Origin of the sequence: Microvirga lenta (assembly GCF_020532555.1) — a bacterium.
In the GTDB taxonomy this organism is placed as follows: Bacteria; Pseudomonadota; Alphaproteobacteria; order Rhizobiales; family Beijerinckiaceae; genus Microvirga; species Microvirga lenta.
In genome coordinates this window covers 1-19,100 of the sequence record NZ_JAJBBR010000003.1, presented here as the reverse complement: position 1 = coordinate 19,100, position 19,100 = coordinate 1, and the positions used below count along the sequence as shown (strand labels likewise).

17 protein-coding genes and 4 tRNA genes are annotated in these 19,100 nt (G+C 68.1%); 13 read left to right on the top strand and 8 right to left on the bottom strand.

Annotated elements, in window-relative coordinates; all coding sequences use genetic code 11:
* Nucleotides 1-19 precede the first annotated feature (19 nt).
* Both rsmB and htpX read right to left on the bottom strand, forming a co-directional pair.
* Complete coding sequence (rsmB, locus tag LGR44_RS05200) at nucleotides 20-1,333, bottom strand: 16S rRNA (cytosine(967)-C(5))-methyltransferase RsmB (RefSeq protein ID WP_226737991.1); 1,314 nt, start codon at nucleotides 1,331-1,333, stop codon at nucleotides 20-22.
* A gap of 6 nt (nucleotides 1,334-1,339) precedes the next feature.
* Nucleotides 1,340-2,263 (bottom strand): zinc metalloprotease HtpX, encoded by a 924-nt coding sequence (gene htpX / locus LGR44_RS05195; protein ID WP_226737989.1) that lies wholly within the window; start codon nucleotides 2,261-2,263, stop codon nucleotides 1,340-1,342.
* 128 nt (nucleotides 2,264-2,391) lie between these two features.
* On the opposite strand from htpX, the gene LGR44_RS05190 reads away from it, so the two are divergent.
* From LGR44_RS05190 to LGR44_RS05175, 4 genes are all read left to right on the top strand, one after another.
* Nucleotides 2,392-2,628, top strand: coding sequence for a DUF1674 domain-containing protein (locus LGR44_RS05190; protein WP_226737987.1), 237 nt, complete (start codon nucleotides 2,392-2,394; stop codon nucleotides 2,626-2,628).
* A gap of 86 nt (nucleotides 2,629-2,714) precedes the next feature.
* Nucleotides 2,715-3,176, top strand: a complete 462-nt coding sequence (locus tag LGR44_RS05185; RefSeq protein WP_226738180.1) for a carboxymuconolactone decarboxylase family protein — start codon at nucleotides 2,715-2,717, stop codon at nucleotides 3,174-3,176.
* On the top strand, nucleotides 3,163-4,065 hold the full coding sequence (locus LGR44_RS05180) for a sigma-70 family RNA polymerase sigma factor (protein ID WP_226737985.1): 903 nt from the start codon (nucleotides 3,163-3,165) through the stop codon (nucleotides 4,063-4,065). The genes LGR44_RS05185 and LGR44_RS05180 overlap by 14 nt, the downstream gene beginning before the upstream one ends.
* A 69-nt stretch (nucleotides 4,066-4,134) precedes the next feature.
* The gene (locus LGR44_RS05175) at nucleotides 4,135-5,436 is read left to right on the top strand and encodes a class I SAM-dependent methyltransferase (RefSeq protein WP_226737983.1); all 1,302 of its coding nucleotides are present in this window, start codon (nucleotides 4,135-4,137) and stop codon (nucleotides 5,434-5,436) included.
* Here the strand turns inward: LGR44_RS05175 and LGR44_RS05170 are convergent.
* The 3 genes from LGR44_RS05170 to acs all read right to left on the bottom strand — a co-directional run bounded on the left by LGR44_RS05170 (nucleotide 5,433) and on the right by acs (nucleotide 8,406).
* The gene (locus LGR44_RS05170; protein ID WP_226737982.1) at nucleotides 5,433-5,942 is read right to left on the bottom strand and encodes a L,D-transpeptidase; all 510 of its coding nucleotides are present in this window, start codon (nucleotides 5,940-5,942) and stop codon (nucleotides 5,433-5,435) included. The genes LGR44_RS05175 and LGR44_RS05170 overlap by 4 nt on opposite strands.
* A 67-nt stretch (nucleotides 5,943-6,009) precedes the next feature.
* Nucleotides 6,010-6,276, bottom strand: coding sequence for a DUF6356 family protein (locus LGR44_RS05165; RefSeq protein ID WP_226737980.1), 267 nt, complete (start codon nucleotides 6,274-6,276; stop codon nucleotides 6,010-6,012).
* Between the two features lie 168 nt (nucleotides 6,277-6,444).
* Complete coding sequence (acs, locus tag LGR44_RS05160) at nucleotides 6,445-8,406, bottom strand: acetate--CoA ligase (RefSeq protein ID WP_226737978.1); 1,962 nt, start codon at nucleotides 8,404-8,406, stop codon at nucleotides 6,445-6,447.
* Between the two features lie 228 nt (nucleotides 8,407-8,634).
* Between acs and LGR44_RS05155 the strand changes: the two genes are divergently transcribed.
* On the top strand, nucleotides 8,635-10,089 hold the full coding sequence (locus tag LGR44_RS05155; RefSeq protein ID WP_226737976.1) for a M10 family metallopeptidase C-terminal domain-containing protein: 1,455 nt from the start codon (nucleotides 8,635-8,637) through the stop codon (nucleotides 10,087-10,089).
* 142 nt (nucleotides 10,090-10,231) lie between these two features.
* Here LGR44_RS05155 and LGR44_RS05150 read toward each other — a convergent pair whose 3' ends face one another.
* The 3 genes from LGR44_RS05150 to tsaD are packed head-to-tail and all read right to left on the bottom strand — an operon-like array spanning nucleotide 10,232 to nucleotide 12,695.
* A complete protein-coding gene (locus LGR44_RS05150) occupies nucleotides 10,232-10,645 on the bottom strand; it encodes an EVE domain-containing protein (RefSeq protein WP_226737974.1) in 414 nt (137 codons plus the stop codon).
* An 8-nt stretch (nucleotides 10,646-10,653) separates the two neighbouring features.
* Nucleotides 10,654-11,640: an NAD(P)H-dependent glycerol-3-phosphate dehydrogenase gene (locus LGR44_RS05145; RefSeq protein ID WP_226737972.1), complete on the bottom strand. Its 987-nt coding sequence runs from the start codon at nucleotides 11,638-11,640 to the stop codon at nucleotides 10,654-10,656.
* Nucleotides 11,640-12,695 (bottom strand): tRNA (adenosine(37)-N6)-threonylcarbamoyltransferase complex transferase subunit TsaD, encoded by a 1,056-nt coding sequence (gene tsaD, locus LGR44_RS05140; protein ID WP_226738177.1) that lies wholly within the window; start codon nucleotides 12,693-12,695, stop codon nucleotides 11,640-11,642. The genes LGR44_RS05145 and tsaD overlap by 1 nt, the downstream gene beginning before the upstream one ends.
* A 122-nt stretch (nucleotides 12,696-12,817) precedes the next feature.
* On the opposite strand from tsaD, the gene hemC reads away from it, so the two are divergent.
* The 8 genes from hemC (at nucleotide 12,818) to LGR44_RS05100 (ending at nucleotide 18,548) form a co-directional block, all read left to right on the top strand.
* Complete coding sequence (gene hemC / locus LGR44_RS05135) at nucleotides 12,818-13,744, top strand: hydroxymethylbilane synthase (protein WP_226737970.1); 927 nt, start codon at nucleotides 12,818-12,820, stop codon at nucleotides 13,742-13,744.
* Nucleotides 13,744-14,442 carry a uroporphyrinogen-III synthase gene (locus LGR44_RS05130; RefSeq protein WP_226737968.1) on the top strand — a complete coding sequence of 233 codons (699 nt, stop codon included), beginning with the start codon at nucleotides 13,744-13,746 and terminating at the stop codon, nucleotides 14,440-14,442. Before hemC ends, LGR44_RS05130 begins: the two co-directional genes overlap by 1 nt.
* 151 nt (nucleotides 14,443-14,593) lie before the next feature.
* Entirely contained in the window at nucleotides 14,594-16,297 is a 1,704-nt protein-coding gene (locus tag LGR44_RS05125) for a hypothetical protein (protein ID WP_226737966.1), read from the top strand.
* A 17-nt stretch (nucleotides 16,298-16,314) separates the two neighbouring features.
* Nucleotides 16,315-17,979, top strand: coding sequence for a heme biosynthesis protein HemY (locus LGR44_RS05120; RefSeq protein ID WP_226737964.1), 1,665 nt, complete (start codon nucleotides 16,315-16,317; stop codon nucleotides 17,977-17,979).
* A gap of 85 nt (nucleotides 17,980-18,064) precedes the next feature.
* Nucleotides 18,065-18,140: transfer RNA gene (locus tag LGR44_RS05115), tRNA-Thr, on the top strand.
* A 146-nt stretch (nucleotides 18,141-18,286) separates the two neighbouring features.
* Nucleotides 18,287-18,362 (top strand) — tRNA-Ala (locus LGR44_RS05110).
* A gap of 21 nt (nucleotides 18,363-18,383) precedes the next feature.
* Nucleotides 18,384-18,458: transfer RNA gene (locus LGR44_RS05105), tRNA-Gly, on the top strand.
* 13 nt (nucleotides 18,459-18,471) lie between these two features.
* A tRNA-Asp gene (locus tag LGR44_RS05100) sits at nucleotides 18,472-18,548 on the top strand.
* Nucleotides 18,549-19,100 lie beyond the last annotated feature (552 nt).

Below are 19,100 nucleotides of genomic sequence, written 5' to 3'. Positions count from 1 at the left end.
GTAAGCGGGCCGTCTTTTGTCAGGAGCCGCGGCGCACGAACCGGGCCATGAAGAACCCGTCGAGGCCGCTGCGGTCGTGGCCGGCCACCGTGAGATGGCAGGGCAGGGTGCGCACGTCGCCCGCGGGCGTCAGGCACTCGGCCAGGCCGCCGACCTCCTCGGGCGTGACCGGGCTGCGCACGAAATCCGGGTGCCGGGCCAGGAAGGCCTCCGCCTGGCGTTCGCCTTCCTCGGCCTCGAGCGAGCAGGTGCAATAGACCAGCCGGCCGCCGGGCTTGAGCAGGCCCGCCGCCTTGTCGAGCAGGCGGGACTGGAGGCCGGCAAGCTTCTTCACGTCCTCCTCGCCCTTGGTCCAGGCCACGTCCGGATGGCGGCGGATGGTGCCGGTGGCCGAGCAGGGCGCGTCGAGCAGGATGGCGTCGAAGGGCGGCTCGTCGAGCTTTTCCGCATCGACGGCCCGTGTTTCGGCCTGGAGCCTGAGGCGGGCGAGATTCTCCTCCAGCCGCTTCAGGCGCTTGGCCGAGCGGTCCACGGCCAGCACTTCGGCTCCGGCGGCGGCGAGCTGGGCGGTCTTGCCGCCGGGCGCGGCGCAGAGATCCGCGACGCGCTCCCCGGGCTTGGCGCCGAGCAGGCGCGCCGGCAGGGCGGCGGCGGCATCCTGGACCCACCAGGCGCCTTCCTCGTAGCCGGGAAGGTCGCGGATCGGGGTGCGCTCGGTGAGGCGGATGCTGCCGGTGGGCAGGAGAATGCCGCCGAGGCGCTCCGCCCATCCTTGCGCATCCTCCTTCACGGTCAGGTCGACGGAGGGCAGGGCCTGGTGCGCCCTGGCGATTTCGGTGGCGAGCTCCTCGCCGTATTGCGCGGTCCAGCGCTCCTCCAGCCAGTTCGGGGTGTCGAGCCAGGGCTCGGCCGAGGCCAGAATGGCGTCGCGCTCCCGCGCCACCCGGCGCAGGACGGCGTTGATGAGGCCGCCCGCATGTTTCAGCCGCCGGTCGTCCTGGGCGAGCTGCACGGCGGTGTCGACCGCCGCATGGTCCGGTACGTCGAGGAAGAGGATCTGCGCCGCCCCGATGGCGAGGAGGTTGAGCAGGCGCTCGTCGCGGGCGCCCTTGTCGAGTCGTTCGCGCAGGGCCCAGCCGATGGTGCCGAGCCGCCGCATGGTCACGATGGCGATGGCCCGGGCCAGGGCCTCGTCGCGGCCCGACAGGCGCTCCTGGGGCGCGAACTCGTCGAGCATGTCGTCGAGGGGGACGCGCCGCTTCAGCGCCTCCGTCACGGCGTTCCAGGCGAGGCGGCGCGGCCCGAGGCCGGAATGTGCGTCTGACTGATCCACGATGCCCTAACCCCACGGTCCGCGGCGCGAGGCGGAGCCCCAGGGGCTCCCCGAGGACGGCCGGGGGGCTGGGCCGCTCCGCAGGGCGGGGCCCATCTGCCGGGCCAGCGCCTGGAGGGCGGCGATCCGGTTTTCCGTCGCCGGGTGAGTCGAGAACAGGTTGTCCATGCCGTGGCCTGAAAGGGGGTTGACGATGAAGAGCGGCGCGGTCGCCGGGTGGCGCTCCGCGTCCATGTTGGGAATATGGGCGACGCCGCCCGCGATCTTGGCGAGCGCCGAGGCCAGAGCCATGGGCTGGCCGCAGATCTCGGCGCCCATCTTGTCCGCGTCATACTCCCGCGAGCGGCTGATGGCCATCTGAATGATCATGGCGGCGATGGGCGCGATCAGCGCGGTCGCCAGCATGACGATGGGGTTGGGCCTTTCGCCGCCCCTGCCGCCGAAGAGAAAGCCGAACTGGGCCAGCGTCGCGATGGCGCCCGCGATGGTGGCGCTCACGGTCATGATGAGGGTGTCCCGGTTCTTGATGTGGGCGAGCTCGTGCGCCATCACGCCCGCCAGCTCGTCGTAGGAGAGCATCTGCAGGATGCCGGTGGTCGCCGCCACGGCGGCGTTCTCGGGGTTGCGCCCGGTCGCGAAGGCGTTGGGCTGGGGATTCTCGATGATGTAGACCCGCGGCATCGGCAGGCCGGCGCGCTGCGCCAGGTCCCGCACCATGCGCACGAGTTCGGGCGCCGTGCGCTCGTCCACCTCGACCGCGCGGTGGGCGGCGAGCGCCAGCCGGTCGGAGTTCCAATAGGCGTAGATGTTGGTCGCGACCGCCAGGCCCAGCGCGATGAGCATGCCGTTCGCCCCGCCGAGCATGTAGCCGACAACGCCGAAAAGGGCCGTCAGGGCCGCCAGAAGCATCCCGGTCTTGACGGTGTTCATCAGGGTCTCCACCTCGTGTCCAACGCGGATCGTCCGCACGACCCTCATGTGGGAACGGTCCAGGTCTCTCCCAAGGCCCGTTCCCGCAGCGCTCGAAAAAACCGGGCGCGCATGACATAAGGCGCCCCATGACTCCGAACGACAAGACAGACCTCGATCCGGCGGCCTTCCTCGAAGGCGCCGCCCCCGACAAGCCCCTCTCGCCGGCCGCCCGGCGGGCCCTGGAGGAGGCGGCCGAGCGCCGCCGCGCCATCGACGCCCGCGCCGCGGAGCTGGCCGCCCGCAAGGAGCACAACGGCCGCGGCGGGCTGGAGCCGGTCCGCTACGAGGACTGGGAGGTGAAGGGACTGGCGAGCGACTTCTAAAAAATTCCGGCGGGGCATGTCACATCCGGCCACGCCGTCTCGTCTTGATCCCGTCAACCCAATTGGCAGAGGATTGTAGGACGATGATCGAACCTCGTTTGGACTTCTTCGCGGCCGCCCCCGCCACCATGAAGGCCATGCTCGACCTGGAGAGCAAGGTGAAGGCGAGCGGGCTGGAGCCCAGCCTGATCCATCTGGTGAAGACCAGGGCCTCGCAGATCAACGGCTGCGCCTATTGCATCCACATGCATACCCGCGAAGCGCGGGCCGACGGCGAGACCGAGGAGCGCCTCTATCTTCTCACTGCCTGGCGTGAATCCTCCCTTTACAGCGACCGGGAGCGGGCGGCACTCGCCTGGACCGAAGCCTTGACGCTGGTGGCCCAGACCCATGCGCCCGATGAGGACTACGCTCTCCTGAGGGCCCATTTCTCGGACGAGGAGCAGGTGAAGCTCACCCTGGCGATCAGCGCCATCAATGCATGGAACCGCTTCGCCATAGGGTTCCGGTCGATCCACCCGGCCGGAGCGCAGCGTGCAGCCGCCTGACGAACCCGCGGCGGACCCGTTCCGGCCGCTCCGGCCGAGGCTGGTCCGCCTCGCCTACCGGATGCTCGGTTCGATGGCCGAGGCGGAGGACATCGTCCAGGAGGCTTGGCTTCGCTGGCACGGGGCGGACCGCGCGGCGGTCCGGGATCCGGCCGCGTTTCTCTCCCGGACGGTGACCCGCCTGTGCCTCGATCACCTGAAATCGGCGCGCGTGTGGCGCGAGACCTATATCGGGCCCTGGCTGCCCGAGCCGGTCTTCGATGGTGACGCCGAGGAAGGCGGGGACGACCTGTCCCTGAGCCTGATGATGGCGCTCGAACGGCTGTCCCCGCTCGAGCGCGCCGCCTTCCTGCTGCACGACGTGTTCGGGGTCGGTTTCGACGAAATCGCCGCGACGCTGGGCCGGGAGCCCGCCGCATGCCGTCAACTCGCGGCACGGGCGCGCCGCAACGTGCGTGCCGCCCGGCCGCGCTTCCCGGTGCCTGAGGACGAGGGGCAGCGCATGGTGGAGGCCTTCTTCGCGGCCTCGCGCAGCGGCGACCTCCAGGGTCTGCAGGCGCTGCTCGCCGAGAACGTGGTTGCCTATACGGATGGCGGCGGCATCAAGAATGCGGCCCTCAATCCGCTCCTCGGCATCCGCCGGGTTGCGGGGCTGCTCGTAGGCGTCGCCCGGAAAACCGGCTTCGTGAAGCCGCCGGTATTGTATCGCGGGCTGATCAACGGCCTGCCGGGCTTCGCGACCCTCGAGGCCGGCGACACCCTTCAGACCACGGCGCTCCAGATCGAGGGCGGGCGGATCACCGCCATCTACGTGGTGCGCAATCCCGAAAAACTCCGTCACGTTGCGGAACTCGCTTTCTCAGGGCCCGTGCCGACACCCGGAACCTGAGACCGACAAAGGGACCATTGTTCCGCCACGAGGCACCCGCTACCGTGCTGCCAACAGGGGAGGGGTGGAGTGAGCGGGGCGGCACGCCTGGAAATCTTCCGGGATCTTCTCGACGAGGCGCACCGGGCGCTGAATCTGGAGTTCGGGTTCGAGCTGTGGGACGGCTCGACCGTGCCGCGGAACCTGCCGTCCTACGCCATGCGCCTCGTGATCAAGCGGGAGAGCGTGATCGCCAGTCTCGTGCGGCGGCCGACCCTCGACACCGCCGTGAACGCCTATGTGGCAGGGCTCCTCGACCTCAAGAACGGCACCCTCTTCGATCTGGCGGGGCAGCGCCCGCAGGGGAAGGTCGGGCGGCGTCTCCGGGGCGTGAGCAAGCTCAAGGCGCTCAAAGCCGCCTTCCGGTTCTTCCGCGCGCCCGCCGACATGCCGCGCCCCCTCGACCGGCCGGCGCAAGGCACCGGCTCCCGCGACGGCAAGCCCTCCACCAACAAGGCCAACATCGCCTATCACTACGATGTGTCGAACGACTTCTACCGGCTCTTCCTCGATCCGGAGATGGTCTATACCTGCGCCTACTTCCAGCCCGACTGGCACGACGACCTCGCCCGCGCCCAACGGGACAAGCTCGACATGATCTGCCGCAAGCTGCGCCTGAAGCCCAACGAGCGCCTGCTCGACATCGGCTGCGGCTGGGGCGCGCTCATCTGCCATGCGGCGCAGCATTACGGCGTGAAGGCCGTGGGCGTGACGCTCGCCGAGGAGCAGGCGGCCCTGGCGCGGGAGAAGATCGAGCGCCTGGGCCTGCAGGACCGGGTTGAGGTGGTGCTCAAGGACTTCACTCAAGTTGAGGGCGAGTTCGACAAGATCTCCTCCATCGGCATGTTCGAGCATGTGGGGATCGCCAACCACCCCGCCTATTTCCGCACCGTGCACCGGCTGCTGCGGCCGCGCGGCCTCTACCTGCATCACTGCATCGCCCGCCGGGCGAAACGGTCTGACAAGGCGTTCCGCCGGCTCAAGCCCGAGGCCAGGGCGATCATGCGCTACATCTTCCCCGGCGCGGAGCTCGACCATCTCGGCATGTCGGTGGCCAATCTCGAACGGTACGGTTTCGAGGTGCACGACGTGGAGGCCTGGCGCGAGCACTACCGGCGCACCACGCGCCTGTGGTGGGAGAACCTCGACGCGAACCGCGAGAAGGCGGTGGCGGAGGTCGGTTCCGAGACCACCCGCGCTTGGCTTCTCTACCTGGCGGGCGTGTCGCTGGGCTTCGAGCGCGGCGTGATCGGCGTCAACCAGACCCTCGCCTCGAAGCGGACCAAAGGCCCGTCGGGCCTGCCGCCGACGCGGGCGGATCTTTACGCCTAAGGCGTCACCACCACCCGCGTCCCCACGCTCACCTGATCGTAGAGGTGGATGATGTCCTCGTTCAGCATCCGGATGCAGCCGTAGGACGCGAAGGTGCCGATGGAGCCCGGGCGGTTGGTGCCGTGGATGGCGTATTCGTCGAGGTTGAGGGTCAGGGCCCGCGCGCCCATGGGGTTGTTAGGAGCCCCGCCGGGGATCACGTTCGGCAGGCGCGGGTTGTCGCGCTTGACCTCGGCGGGCGGCGACCAGGCGGGGCGCACGTATTTGCCGTCGATGCGCGCCTCGCCGAACCATTGCTTGCCGGGCTTGCCCACCGCCACCCGGTAGCGCAGGGCGGTGCCGTCGCCGCGCACGTAATAGAGCCGCCGCTCCCCGGTCTTGATCACGATGGTCCCGGGCGAGACCCTGGCCTGGAACGGCACGATCTCGCGGGCCGAGGCTCCCGACGGCGAGAGGGTGAAAGCGCCCGTCGCAAGGGCAAGGGTGAAGGCGATCCGCCCGACCATGTCCGATCCTCCTGGCAAAGCTGCGCAGGAGGGAGACGCGAAACGAAAGGCTACGGTTCCAGACGGGTCAGATCACCGGGTCCCAGGCCATCATCCCGTCCTGGGCCGGCGCATCCCGCACCGGACGCGGCGCGCGGTTCACCATGCGGGCATGGAGGCGCTTCACGGTGGAACTCGCCGTGGTCACGCAGAGAAACGGCAGCACGGCGTGAACGAGCGCCGCCAGCCCGGCGACGAGCAGCGGCCCCGCGAAGCTCAAGGCCACGCCCATATGTTCGAAATAGGATTCGCCGACCGCTTCCGGATGTTCGGTGAACAGACGCTTCAGGGACATGGCACCCTCCTTAGGGAACGCTGTAGCGTAGGCGTGAAGCGAGAAAGGCTCAAGGCATCCGGAGGGATGAGCGGTTCAGGTGCCGCCGGCCCGTGACGGCTCGCAAAAAGCGAATGGCCGGGGCGAGCCCGGCCATCACGGTGAACGGATGCGGAGGACCGGCGCCCCTCAGGCCGCCTGCACCCGCTTGTTCTGGCGGTTCTGGACGAGGTCGTCGACCACGGCGGGGTCGGCGAGCGTCGAGGTGTCGCCCAGGTTGCCGAACTCGTCCTCGGCGATCTTGCGCAGGATGCGGCGCATGATCTTGCCCGAGCGGGTCTTGGGCAGGCCCGGTGCGAACTGGATCAGGTCCGGCGACGCGATGGGGCCGATTTCCTTGCGAACCCAGGCCACCAGCTCCTTGCGCAGCTCTTCCGATGGCTGCTCGCCCGCCATCAGGGTCACGTAGGCGTAGATGCCCTGGCCCTTGATGTCGTGCGGATAGCCGACGACCGCGGCCTCGGAGACCTTCGGATGGGCGACCAGCGCCGATTCCACTTCCGCCGTGCCCATGCGGTGGCCGGACACGTTGATCACGTCGTCCACGCGGCCGGTGATCCAGTAATAGCCGTCCTGGTCGCGGCGGCAGCCGTCGCCCGTGAAGTACTTGCCCGGATAGGTGGAGAAGTAGGTCTGCACGAAGCGCTCGTGGTCGCCGTAGACCGTGCGCATCTGGCCCGGCCAGGAATCGGCGATCACGAGATTGCCCTCGCAGGCGCCCTCCAGCACCTTGCCCTCCGCGTCCACCACCTGCGGCTTGACGCCGAAGAAGGGCCGCGTGGCCGAGCCGGGCTTCAGCTTCGTGGCGCCGGGCAGCGGCGTGATGAGGATGCCGCCGGTCTCGGTCTGCCACCAGGTGTCGACGATGGGGCAGCGGCCGTCGCCGACCACGCGGTGATACCACTCCCAGGCTTCCGGGTTGATCGGCTCGCCCACCGAGCCGAGCAGGCGCAGGGTCTTGCGCGAGGTCTTCTTCACCGGGTCCTCGCCCGCCTGCATGAGCGACCGGATGGCGGTCGGCGCGGTGTAGAAGATGTTGACGTTGTGCTTGTCGATCACCTCCCAGAAGCGGGAGATCGACGGATAGGTCGGCACGCCCTCGAACATCAGGGTCGTGGCGCCGTTCGCGAGCGGGCCGTAGACGATGTAGGAATGGCCCGTCACCCAGCCCACGTCGGCGGTGCACCAATAGACGTCGCCGTCGTGGTAGTCGAAGACGTGCTGATGGGTCATCGCTGTGTAGACGAGGTAGCCGCCCGTGGTGTGCAGCACGCCCTTCGGGGTTCCGGTCGAGCCCGAGGTGTAGAGGATGAAGAGCGGATCCTCCGCGTTCATCTCCTCGTAGGGGCAGTCGTCGGAAACCTGGGCCGCCGCCTCGTGGTAGTAGACGTCGCGGCCCGGCTCCATGTTCACGGGCGAGCCGGTGCGGCGCACGACCAGCACGTGATCGACGCCGGCGCCGTTGCCGAGGCGCGCGATGGCCGCGTCCACGTTCTCCTTGAGCGGAACCTTGCGGCCGCCGCGCAGGCCCTCGTCCGCCGTGACGATGAAGGCGGATTTGGCGTCCTGGATGCGGCTGGCGAGCGAGTCGGGCGAGAAGCCGCCGAACACCACCGAGTGGATCGCGCCCAGCCGCGCGCAGGCCAGCATCGCATAGGCCGCTTCGGGGATCATCGGCATGTAGATCGTGACGCGGTCGCCCTTGGAGACGCCCCGGTTGCGCATGACGTTCGCCATGCGGCCGACCTCCGCATAGAGCTCGCGGTAGGTGATCTTCTTCGACTCCGACGGATCGTCGCCTTCCCAGATGATGGCGATCTGGTCGCCGCGGGTATCGAGATGCCGGTCGACGCAGTTATAGGCGACGTTGGTGGTGCCGTCCTCGAACCAGCGGATCGCCACGTTGTCGGGGCCGAAATTGGTGTTCTTGATTCGCGTGGGCTGCTTGAACCAGTGAATGCGCTTGGCTTCCTCGGCCCAGAACCCTTCCGGGTCCTTGAGCGAGGCCTCGTACTTCGCCTGGTAGCCCGCATCGTCCAGATAGGCCCGGCGGCTCCATTCCGGCGACACGTCGTAGATCTTGTCTTCCATGGCGCTTCTCCCAGTCGCTCGTCCCTGACAGATTTAGAGCTAGGTTTACGGAAGAAGAGAGGGGTTGGGCAAGCCGGGCCGGGATCGCACTTTGGTCGTTGCGCCTTTCGGAGCAAGGAGGGCAGCTTGGCAGGCTGATGCGGCTAGTGCGCACAGTTGAAATGATACTTCATATCATATATCTGGAATTGCACCAAACGGTAATTCTCTAGATCGAAGGCTTTAACAATGGCGACGAGGACAGTCTTTGCTGACCAGCTTAACGGGGGAAACTTCGTCGGAGGTGGGAACGATACCCTATTTCTCAGTGGAGCGCGTTCTCAAACATTTGATCTCAGGAATACAACATTCAGCGGATATTCGACTATCAAGACTGATGCCTCGTTTAGCATAATCATGACGAGCGCACAATTTGATAGCATTAGTTCGATTGAAGGCGTCTGGTACAATGACCTACATATCGCGGGAAGCACAGTAAACCTTGCGGGAAAAACGCTGTCTGAGGTCTGGCGCGCCGGAATCGATGAGAATGTCACAGTTTACGCGAACGATATGGCAAAAATCGATTATATTGACGCGTTCAACGCTGTGGGAGATACGTTGAATTTCTCCGGAATTCTTTCCGATCTTCAGAGGGACGAAGCGCATAAGGCGGGATATGATACGGTCATCGATAGCACCGGCCTCTCAACGACGAATCTAGCTCCAACCGTGGCGAATCTTGGAGGCGAACGGAAGCTTGTTCGTCCTGAAGAGGTAGTGTTTTTGGATACGGGCGGCGATGCCGCCGTCATCGACGACCGTGGTACAATCAAGACGATCACAGTCGAGGTAGGCAGTTACAGGGATTCCGTCCGCATCCTCGATACCAACAGACTCACGATAGATCGTCGCGACGATGGAAATTTCTATATAGTTTTCGATGGCGAGAGAATCGGCAACGGCTCGCGATCTTCATTCAACGACGGCGGCCTGTACTTCAATTTTAATGATGATGCACCCGCCGAAGCAGTGGACCACGTGCTCCACAACATTCAATTCGTTCGGTCGAGAGATTCAAGACATGACACAGACGTTACGGTCATCATCCGCGATAGAGGCGGAAAGAAGGCTGTCGCCGATATCCTGATGCAAGGAATCGACGGTCCTGAGCGAGGGCCAAGCATCCCAACTATCCCAACTATCCCGACTACTCCCAGCCTGCCTACGGAAGAAAGGCCGGCTAGCACGATCAAGGGCGGGAAAGGCAAGGACTTCCTCTTGGGCACTTCCGGCAAAGACAAACTGTATGGTTATTCCGGAAACGACGTTTTGTCAGGCGGCGCAGGCGCGGACGTGTTCGTGTTCAACACAGCGCTGGGCAAGGGCACCACATCGAAGAATCGCAACAAAAAGGTGAATTACGATACCATCACCGACTTCAAGTCCGGTGAGGACAAGATCTGGCTCGACAACAAGATCTTCAAGAAGCTCGGGAAAGCCGGCTCGGAGGTCGCGCCCGCTAGCTTGAACAAGAAGTTTTTCCGGCTCAGCAAGAGCAAGGACAAGAACGACCACATCGCCTATAAGAAGGGCGTGGTCTACTACGATGCAGATGGCAAGGGTACGAAATACAAGCCTGTCGAGATCATCAAGATCGCCAACAAGGCTGTTCTCTCAGCTGCAGACTTTTTGGTGATCTAGCCGATTTATCCCACACGAGAGGCGGCCAATATTCCTGCCTCTCGTGAAGACCATATCTATTCGACTTTGAAAGCACGGATTATCCGCTTCCGGGTTTTCCGCTGAAGTCGGCTTCTCGGCTGAACTCCAACTTCGGTACGTGTCAAAGCCCGCCCATGCGGCAGACGATGTCCCATTCCTCGTCCGTGACCGGCTGCACCGAGAGGCGGGAATTGTTGACGAGGATCATCTTTTCGAGGCCGGGCTGCCTCTTGATCTCGTCCAGCGTCACGGGCTTCGGCAGGGCTTTGACGGCCTTCACGTCCACCATGCCGAACTTGCCGCTCTCGTCGGTGTGGTCGGGGTAGTACTCCTTGACGACCTCCACGATGCCGACGACCGCCTTGCCCTCGTTGGAATGGTAGAAGAAGCCCCGCTCGCCCAATTTCATCGCCATCAGGTTCTGCTTGGCGACGTGGTTGCGCACCCCGTTCCAGTGCGTGCCCTTGTCGCCTTGCGCGACTTGGTTGTCCCAGGACCAGACGGAGGGTTCGGATTTATAGAGCCAGTGGGCCATGCGGTTACTCAATGCTCGGACTTGATCGGACGGTTCATGAGGGAATCGACGGCTTGGTCCAGGGTCCAGCCGCCGCTGAGGACTTTCTCCACCGCCTCGGAGATCGGCATGTCGATCCCCTTGGCGCGGGCGAGCGCCACCAGGGCCTTCGCGGTGGTCGCCCCCTCCACCAGCTTGCCGCCGGCGGCCTCGTCGGGGGACAGGCCCTGGCCGAGGCGCATGCCGAAGGCGAAGTTGCGCGACTGCGCCGAAGAGCAGGTCAGCACCAGGTCGCCGAGGCCCGACAGCCCCATGAGGGTCTCGGGCGTGCCGCCATAGGCGCGGGCGAAGCGCAGGAGCTCGGCGAAGCCGCGGGCGATGAGCGCCGCCTTGGCGCTCTCGCCGAGGCCGCGCCCGACCACGGCGCCGCAGGCGATGGCCAGCACGTTCTTGGCCGCGCCGCCGATCTCGACCCCGCGGATGTCGGTGCGGTGATAGACGCGCAGGGTGGGGCCGGAGAGGGCGGTGGCGATTCCCTCGGCCAGGGCGGCCTCCTTGCAGGCCAGGGTCACGGCGGTGGGCAGGCCGCGCGCCACGTCGTGGGCGAAGCTCGGGCCGGACAGCACCGCGACCGGCGCACCGGGGCGCGCCTCCTCGACCACGTCGCACAGGAAGGCGCCGGTCTCCCGCTCGATCCCCTTGGCGCAGAGCACGAGGGGCGTGGCCGGCGGCAGGAGGCGCGCGAGCGCGGCGGTCATCTCACGGGTGGTCTGGGCCGGAGTCACGAGCAGCACGGATCGGGCCGGGGCGAGATCCGATAGATCGGCGGTGGGCCGGATACGGTCGTTCAGCCTCACGCCGGGCAGGAAACGCTCGTTGGTGCGCGAGGCGGAAAGCTCCGCCGCCTGCTCGGGCGAGCGCATCCACAGCACCACCTCGTTGCCGGCGGACGCGGCCGCATTGGCGAGCGCCGTGCCCCAGGCGCCAGCCCCGGCAATCCCGATCGGAGCAGGCATCAGGCCTTGGCTCCCGCCTCGTCCCGGCTCGAATCGAGAGGCCAGCGGGCGCGGGCGGGGGCCGTGATGTCGTCGATGAGGCCGAGGCGCATGCGCTCGAGGCCGGCCCAGGCGATCATGGCGCCGTTGTCGCCGCACAGGGCCAGGGGCGGGGCCACGAGGCGAAGCCCCGTCTCCACCGCGAGGCGCTGCAGGGCCTGGCGCATGGCCTGGTTGGCGGCGACGCCGCCCGCCACCACCAGGGCGGCGGGATGGCCCGCGATTTCCCGGAAGGCGCGCAGGCCCACGCGGGTGCGGTCCACCACCACGTCGACCACGGCGGCCTGGAAGCTGGCGCAGAGATCCGCGACGTCGCTCTGGGTCAGCGGCGCGATGCGCTCCGCCTCCAGGCGCACGGCGGTCTTGAGGCCGGAGAGCGAGAAGTTCGGCTCGGGCCGTCCCTGCATGGGGCGGGGCAGGGCGAAGCGTTCCGGGTTGCCCTTGGCGGCTTCCGCCTCCACGTGCGGACCGCCCGGATAGGGCAGGCCCAGGAGCTTCGCCACCTTGTCGAAGGCCTCGCCGATGGCGTCGTCGATGGTGGTGCCGATGCGCACGTAATCGCCGACCCCGCGCACGGCCACGAGCTGGGTATGGCCACCCGAGGCCAGGAGCAGCAGATAGGGAAAGCCGATCCCGTCGGTGAGCCGCGCGGTCAGCGCATGCGCCTCCAGGTGGTTCACGGCGAGCAGGGGCTTGCGGGTCACGAGGGACAGGGCCTTGGCGGTGGTCAGGCCCACCAGCACCCCGCCGATGAGGCCGGGGCCGGCCGCCACCGCGATGCCGTCGAGGTCCTTGACGGTGCAGCCGGCGGCCTTGAGCGCCCGCGCCACGAGGCGGTCGATCACCTCCACATGGGCGCGCGCCGCGATCTCCGGCACCACGCCGCCGTAGCGGGCGTGCTCGGCGATCTGGCTCAGGACCTCGTTGGAGAGGATCTCGCCCTTGCCGTCGAAGCCGACGCCGACCACCGCCGCGGCGGTCTCGTCGCAGGTGGTCTCAATCCCGAGAATGCGCATGGTCGTGGTGGCGTCCCTGAGTGATCTTTCGGGCTTCACGGCCCGCCTGTCCTCCCCCTATAGTCCGCCGCGCCGCACAAGATCAAACGCCGATCGCTCTCAGACAAGGAAACCCAGCCAGAATGGCCGACACATCCACCCTGGTCATCGGAACGCGAGGCAGCCCCCTGGCGCTCGCCCAGGCGCACGAGACGCAGGCCCGGCTGGCGGCGTCCCACGGCTGGACGCCCGAGAGGCTGCCGCTCTCGATCATCAAGACCACCGGCGACGCCATTCAGGACCGGCCCCTGTCGGAGGCGGGCGGCAAGGGATTGTTCACCAAGGAACTCGACATCGCGCTCCTCGACGGCTCCATCGACCTCGCCGTCCATTCGGCCAAGGACCTGCCCACGGCGCTTCCCGAGGGCATCGTCATCGCCGGCTACCTGCCGCGCGAGGACGTGCGGGACGCTTTCATCAGCCGCCGCTACGGGAGCCTGCGCGACCTGCCCCAGGGTGCGGTGGTGGGCTCCGCGTCCCTCAGGCGCCAGGCGGAGATCCGCCGCCTGCGGCCCGACCTCCAGGTCACGCTCCTGCGCGGCAACGTGCAGACGCGCCTCGCCAAGCTCGATCGCGGCGAGGTCGATGCGACGCTTCTCGCCATGGCGGGCCTGCGCCGCCTCGGGCTCACCGACCATGTGACCGCCGTTCTCGACGTGGACGACTTCCTGCCGGCTGTGGGGCAGGGCGCCATCGCCATCGCCACCCGTGCCGACGACGAACGGGTCCGCCAGGCGGTCGAGACGATTCTCGATGCGCCGACGGGCCATGCGCTCGCCGCCGAGCGGGCCTTCCTGACGGTGCTCGACGGCTCGTGCCGCACCCCCATCGCGGGCCATGCGCGGCTCGACGGCGGCGCGCTCGAATTCCGAGGGCTCGTGCTGCGTCCCGATGGCTCCGAGACCCTGGAGGCCGTCCGGCGGGGCGACGCGTCCGATGCCGCCGCCCTCGGGCGCGAGGCCGGGCTCGAGCTGCGCTCGCGCATGCCGGCGGGGTTCCTGAACGCCTGATGCGGGTCCTCGTCACACGCTCGCCCGGCGATGCCGAGCGCACCGCGCGGAAGCTCGCGGCGCTGGGGCATGCGCCCGTCGTCGCCCCCGTCACGCGGATCGTGCCGACGGACGAACCCCAGCCCGTGGAGGGCTGGGACGCCCTCGTGGTCACGAGCGCCCATGCCCGCGACGCCCTGGCCTTGCTGCCCGACAAGGCGCCTCAGGTTTTCGCGGTGGGCCCCCACACGGCCGCCGCCGTGCGGGAGGCCGGTTTCGCCGATGTCGTGGCCGCCGAGGGCGATGCCCGTTCCCTCTCCGGGCTGATCCGGGGCTCCCTGCCGGGCGGCAGGACGCTCCTCCACGTCACCGGACGCCACCACAAGGAGGAGCCGGCCGCTTCGCTCGCGGCGGCGGGTTTCCGGGTCTTGGCCTGGAAGGCCTACGAGGCGCAGCGCGTCGAGGTCCTACCTCCATCGGCGATCGGGGCGCTGCGGACTGGCCAAATCGACGCCGCGCTCCATTATTCCCGAAGGAGCGCCGACATTGTCCTTCGGCTGGCGGAGGAGGCAGGCCTGACACCGACCCTTCGGACCTTTCCCCACCTGTGCCTGTCGGCGGACGTGGCGGCATCCTTCCAAGGTCTCGGAATGGCGACCCTCGCCGCCGCCCGGCCGGACGAGGAGGCGCTCCTTGCTTTGCTGAAGGGCCTCCCGTGACGGTCGGCGCCGCTTCGTCTACGATCCTTCAGTGAAGATCATCGTCGTCCAGGCATGGTCCCGAAAACCGGTGGTTTTTCGGAATGATGCCCCAGACAGGGAACGAAACGCTGCGCTCAAGCTTGCCATATTTGCATCTCAAGAGTGATCCGTGACCGATTCATTTGACCCCAAACGTCCGAAATCCTCCCGCAAGAAGCCCGGGCGCGAGCCGGCGACCATCGACCTGAAGGCGACCGTCGTCGATCCAGGCGCCAAGGGTCCCGGCGTAAAGCCGGATGAAACGCAGCCACCGGAACGGAACCCGGCGGCGGAGCCCACGGCCGTGGCCGAGAACGCGGCGGCGGAGCCCTCCGCAACGCTCGATTCGGGGCCGGGAACGGATTCCATCGAAGCCGCAGCGCCCGCTTCGGATGCGCCGGCGCAGGACGGTTCAGGTCGGGACACCCTCGGGAAGGACACCCTGGGCCAGGATGCCGCCGGGCAAGACACTCCCTCGCCGCAGGACATTCCCGTGGCCGAGACGCCGCCCCCGGACAGCCCCGCCTGGGAGAACGCGGCCCGCGACGAGGCCGAGCGGAACGACCCGCAGGGCGCCTCTTCCGGAGCCACGGTGCCCCCGGTCGGCGGGTTCTCGGACGGGCCTTCCCGTGCGGAGCCGGCCCGGCGCAGCAATGTCGGCGCCATGATCGGTTCGGGCCTCCTCGGCGGTCTCGTCGGCGCAGGCCTGCTCTACGGCCTGCAGGAATGGCAGCAGCCCGCCGCGCCCGTGCAGCAGAACGATCAGCGCATCGCCCAGCTGGAGCAGCGCATCGGCGCCCTGTCGCAGCAGCAGGGCGGCGCGCCGGCGAAGCCCGCCGATACCGGCCCGCTGGAGGAGCGCCTCGCGGCGGTCGAATCGGCCACGCAATCCTTCGATCAGCGTCTCCAGGCCGCTCAGGGCGCCGCCGAGCAGGCCACCGCCCAGGCCCAGGAAGCCCTGAACCGGCCGTTGCCCGAGGCTCCCGCGCCGCAGAACGAGGCGGCCGTGGGCGAGCTCTCCGCGCGCCTCGCCGGCGTGGAGGACCAGGTCCAGACCGCCCTTCAGCAGGGGCAGCAGATCCAGCAGGTCCAGGCCGGCCTGCAGCAGGTCCAGTCGGATATCGAGCAGGTCCGGGCCGACATGCAGCAGATCCGCGGCGAGATTCAGAACGCCGCCCAGTCCGCCCAGCAGACCGTGGAGGCGCGTGCGGCGGAACTCGAGCGCCGTCTGGCCGAGCAGAACCAGCGCGCCGCCGAGCAGGAGCAGCGCCTTGCCGACCTGTCCCGCCAAGCCACGGAACGGGCCGAGGCGACGACGCAGCCGGCGATCCGCGTCATCCTGGCCGAACGCCTCGGCACCGCGCTGCGGAACGGGGAGCCGTATGCGGACGTTCTGTCCGCCTTGAGGGGCGCGGAGGCCGAGCCCGGCCGGCTCGGCGCCCTCGAACCCTTCGCCGAGCAGGGCGCGCCGACGGCGGCCGAGCTCGCGCAGAGCTTCGAGCCCCTGGCGGCGACGATGGTGCGCGACGAGCGCCCCGCCGACGGAACCTGGACCGACCGGCTGATGCGCATGGCGGACCGGGTGGTCACCATCCGGCCGGTGGACGCGCCGGAATCCGCCGGCGCCACCGGCACGATCGCCCGGATCCAGCGGGCGCTGGAGCGGGGCAACGTGGCCGAGGCGGTCGCCGCCTGGGAGACGCTGCCCGAGCCGGCGCGGCGCGCCTCCGAGGATTGGGCCCGTCAGGCCAGGGCCCGCGCCGAGGCGGAGGCGGCATCGCAGGCAATCGCCTCCGACGCCGTGACCGCCCTCAACAACCGTACGACGCAGTAAGTAAGGATCTGGCCAGCATGTGGCGCGCTCTCGTCTTTATCGGTCTTCTCTGCCTTGCCGCCTTCGGTGCGGTCTGGCTTGCCGACCGCCCCGGCACGGTCCTGGTCACCTTCGGCGGCTACGAGCTGCAGACCTCGGTCGCGGTGGCGGCCGTCGCGCTGGCGGGCCTCGCGCTTCTGCTCGCGATGATGTGGGCGGCCGTGACCACCATCATGAACCTGCCGTCCCGTCTCAGCTTCGCCTCGAAGGCCCGCCGCCGCGCCCGGGGCTATCAGGCCGTTTCCCGCGGCATGGTGGCGGTCGGCGCGGGCGATCCCATCGCGGCGCGTCGCTATGCGGGCGAGGCCGAGCGCCTGCTGGGTCACGAGCCGCTGACGCTGCTCCTCAAGGCCCAGGCCGCCCAGGTCTCGGGCAACAGGGCCGCGGCGGAGACCGCCTTCAGCCAGATGATGGACGAGGACGAAACCCGCGTGCTCGGCCTGCGGGGCCTCTTCGTGGAGGCGCGCCGGCGCGGCGACAATCTGGCCGCCCGGGAATATGCGTCCGAGGCGGTGCGGATCGCGCCCGCCGCCGCGTGGGCGAGCGACGCCGTTCTCGAGGCGCGCTGCGCCGAAGGCGACTGGCGCGGGGCGCTGGAATCCATCGACCGCCGGGCGTCGCTCGGATTGCTCGACAAGGCCACCGCGAAGCGTCATCGCGCGGTGCTTCTCACCGCCGATGCCCTCGACCGGGCCGAGCGCGATCCGGACGGTGCGCTCAGAAGCAGCCAGGACGCGGTCAAGCTCGCGCCCGATCTCGTGCCCGCCGCGGCCCTTGCCGGAAAGATCCTGTCGCACAAGGGCGACCTGCGCCGCGCCGCCAAGATCGTCGAGACCGCCTGGCGCAGCCAGCCCCATCCGGATCTCGCGGACGTGTACCTCAACCTGAGGCCCGGCGATTCGGCCCTCGACCGCCTGAAGCGCGCCGAGACCCTGCAGCGGCTGTCGAATCACGCGCCCGAGGGCCAGCTCGCGGTGGCGCGCGCGGCCCTGGAGGCCCGCGAGTTCGAACGGGCCCGCCGTGCCCTCGAACCCCTGCTCGAGGACCGGCCCACCATGCGGGTCTGCCTCCTCATGGCCGATCTGGAACAGGCGGAGCACGGCTCCACCGGCCGCAGCCGCGAATGGCTCGCCCGCGCCACGCGGGCGCCGCGGGATCCGGCCTGGATCGCGGACGGCGTCGTGTCGAACCGCTGGGCGCCGATCTCGCCCGTCACCGGCCGCATCGATGCCTTCGTGTGGCAGGCGCCGCCCGACGTGCTCGTGGCGCCCGAGCTGACCATGAGCGACGATGTCACGGGCGACGTGGACGTGGAGCCCAAGATCCTGCCGCCGATCGTGCCGGACGAGGTCGCGGTCGCTTCCGCAGACGAATCGCCGCAGCCCGCAGAGCCGCAGCCGCCCGAACCGCCCCACACGGAGCAGCCGAAGGTGGAAACCGTGCCCGTTCCGCCCGCGGACGAGGTCGTTCTGGAGCCGGTGAAGAAGGACACGGCACAGGAGCCCGCCAGCGACAAGCCCACCAACGACAAGGCTGCCGAATCGGGCCAGATGCGTCCCGAACCGGTAGTTTTCCCGGCCACGCCGCCCGATGTTCCGAAACTGAAGGAAGCCGGCGGCACCCGGCGCGGATTTTTTCGCTAGGGAAGGCCTTCAAGGCGCGAGCATCCCTTGCCAAGCGTCGGGCTTGGGGTTATGAGGTCGCCCTCTTCGATCGCAAGGTCGCAGCGCCGCAATAGCTCAGCTGGTAGAGCACCTCATTCGTAATGAGGGGGTCGGGGGTTCGAATCCCTCTTGCGGCACCATTCCTTTTTTCCTTGCAAAACAAGGGGCTAGGAGTTAGGCAGGCAAGCCTCCCAGGGCTTGCTGGTTTCCCGGTCTTCACCGGGTGACGGCGACGGGGAGACAGGCTCCGGACCGCAAGGTCCGAGGCCGGATTAGGTTGGAAGTTGGGGCCGTAGCTCAGTTGGGAGAGCGCGTGAATGGCATTCACGAGGTCAGCGGTTCGATCCCGCTCGGCTCCACCAATCTAAAGGACGTTGGAGTGTGCGGGTGTAGCTCAGGGGTAGAGCACAACCTTGCCAAGGTTGGGGTCGAGGGTTCGAATCCCTTCGCCCGCTCCAAACGAACTGATACGCGGGCGTAGCTCAGTCGGTTAGAGTGCCGGCCTGTCACGCCGGAGGTCGCGGGTTCGAGCCCCGTCGCCCGCGCCACTCAGTTCCTTTTCCGGTTCGTCACCGGTTCATTCCCGACATCGATGATCGAACAGGGCAGAAGCAGATTGCGCTCAAAAGAAGAGCGCCTGTCCGGCTGGCGCTCGAGGTAGGCCGCCTTTCGCGACCAGATCCAGGGAGAGCTACACAATGTGCCCCTCGGGGCACGGAAGAAGGCTGCGCCCGAAGCGTAAACAAATCGTTAACCGGCTTAGGACGAGCCCCTGTTCCCGAGGCTCTAGAAACCAGGTGCGGCAGTCTGCCTCAACGCCTCATCCTGAGACGATGCTGGAGGATCGAAGAACGACCGGGTGCTCCCTGGATCATCCTTCGAGACGGCGCTTCGCCTCCTCAGGATGAGGGCTGGAGGCCGGTTTCGATGCGTGAGTGCAACCGGGCTCTCTCTTTCGCATAAATTTGAACTCTGTCGAAGACTCGCCGGAAGCGCCGACCGGCTCCCCTCCCCCTTGTGGGGAGGAGGTGGAGGTGGGGGTGTGGGGGGGCCACCGGGGTGCCTACCCGGCCCCCCCCCCCCCCCCCCCCCACCCCCCC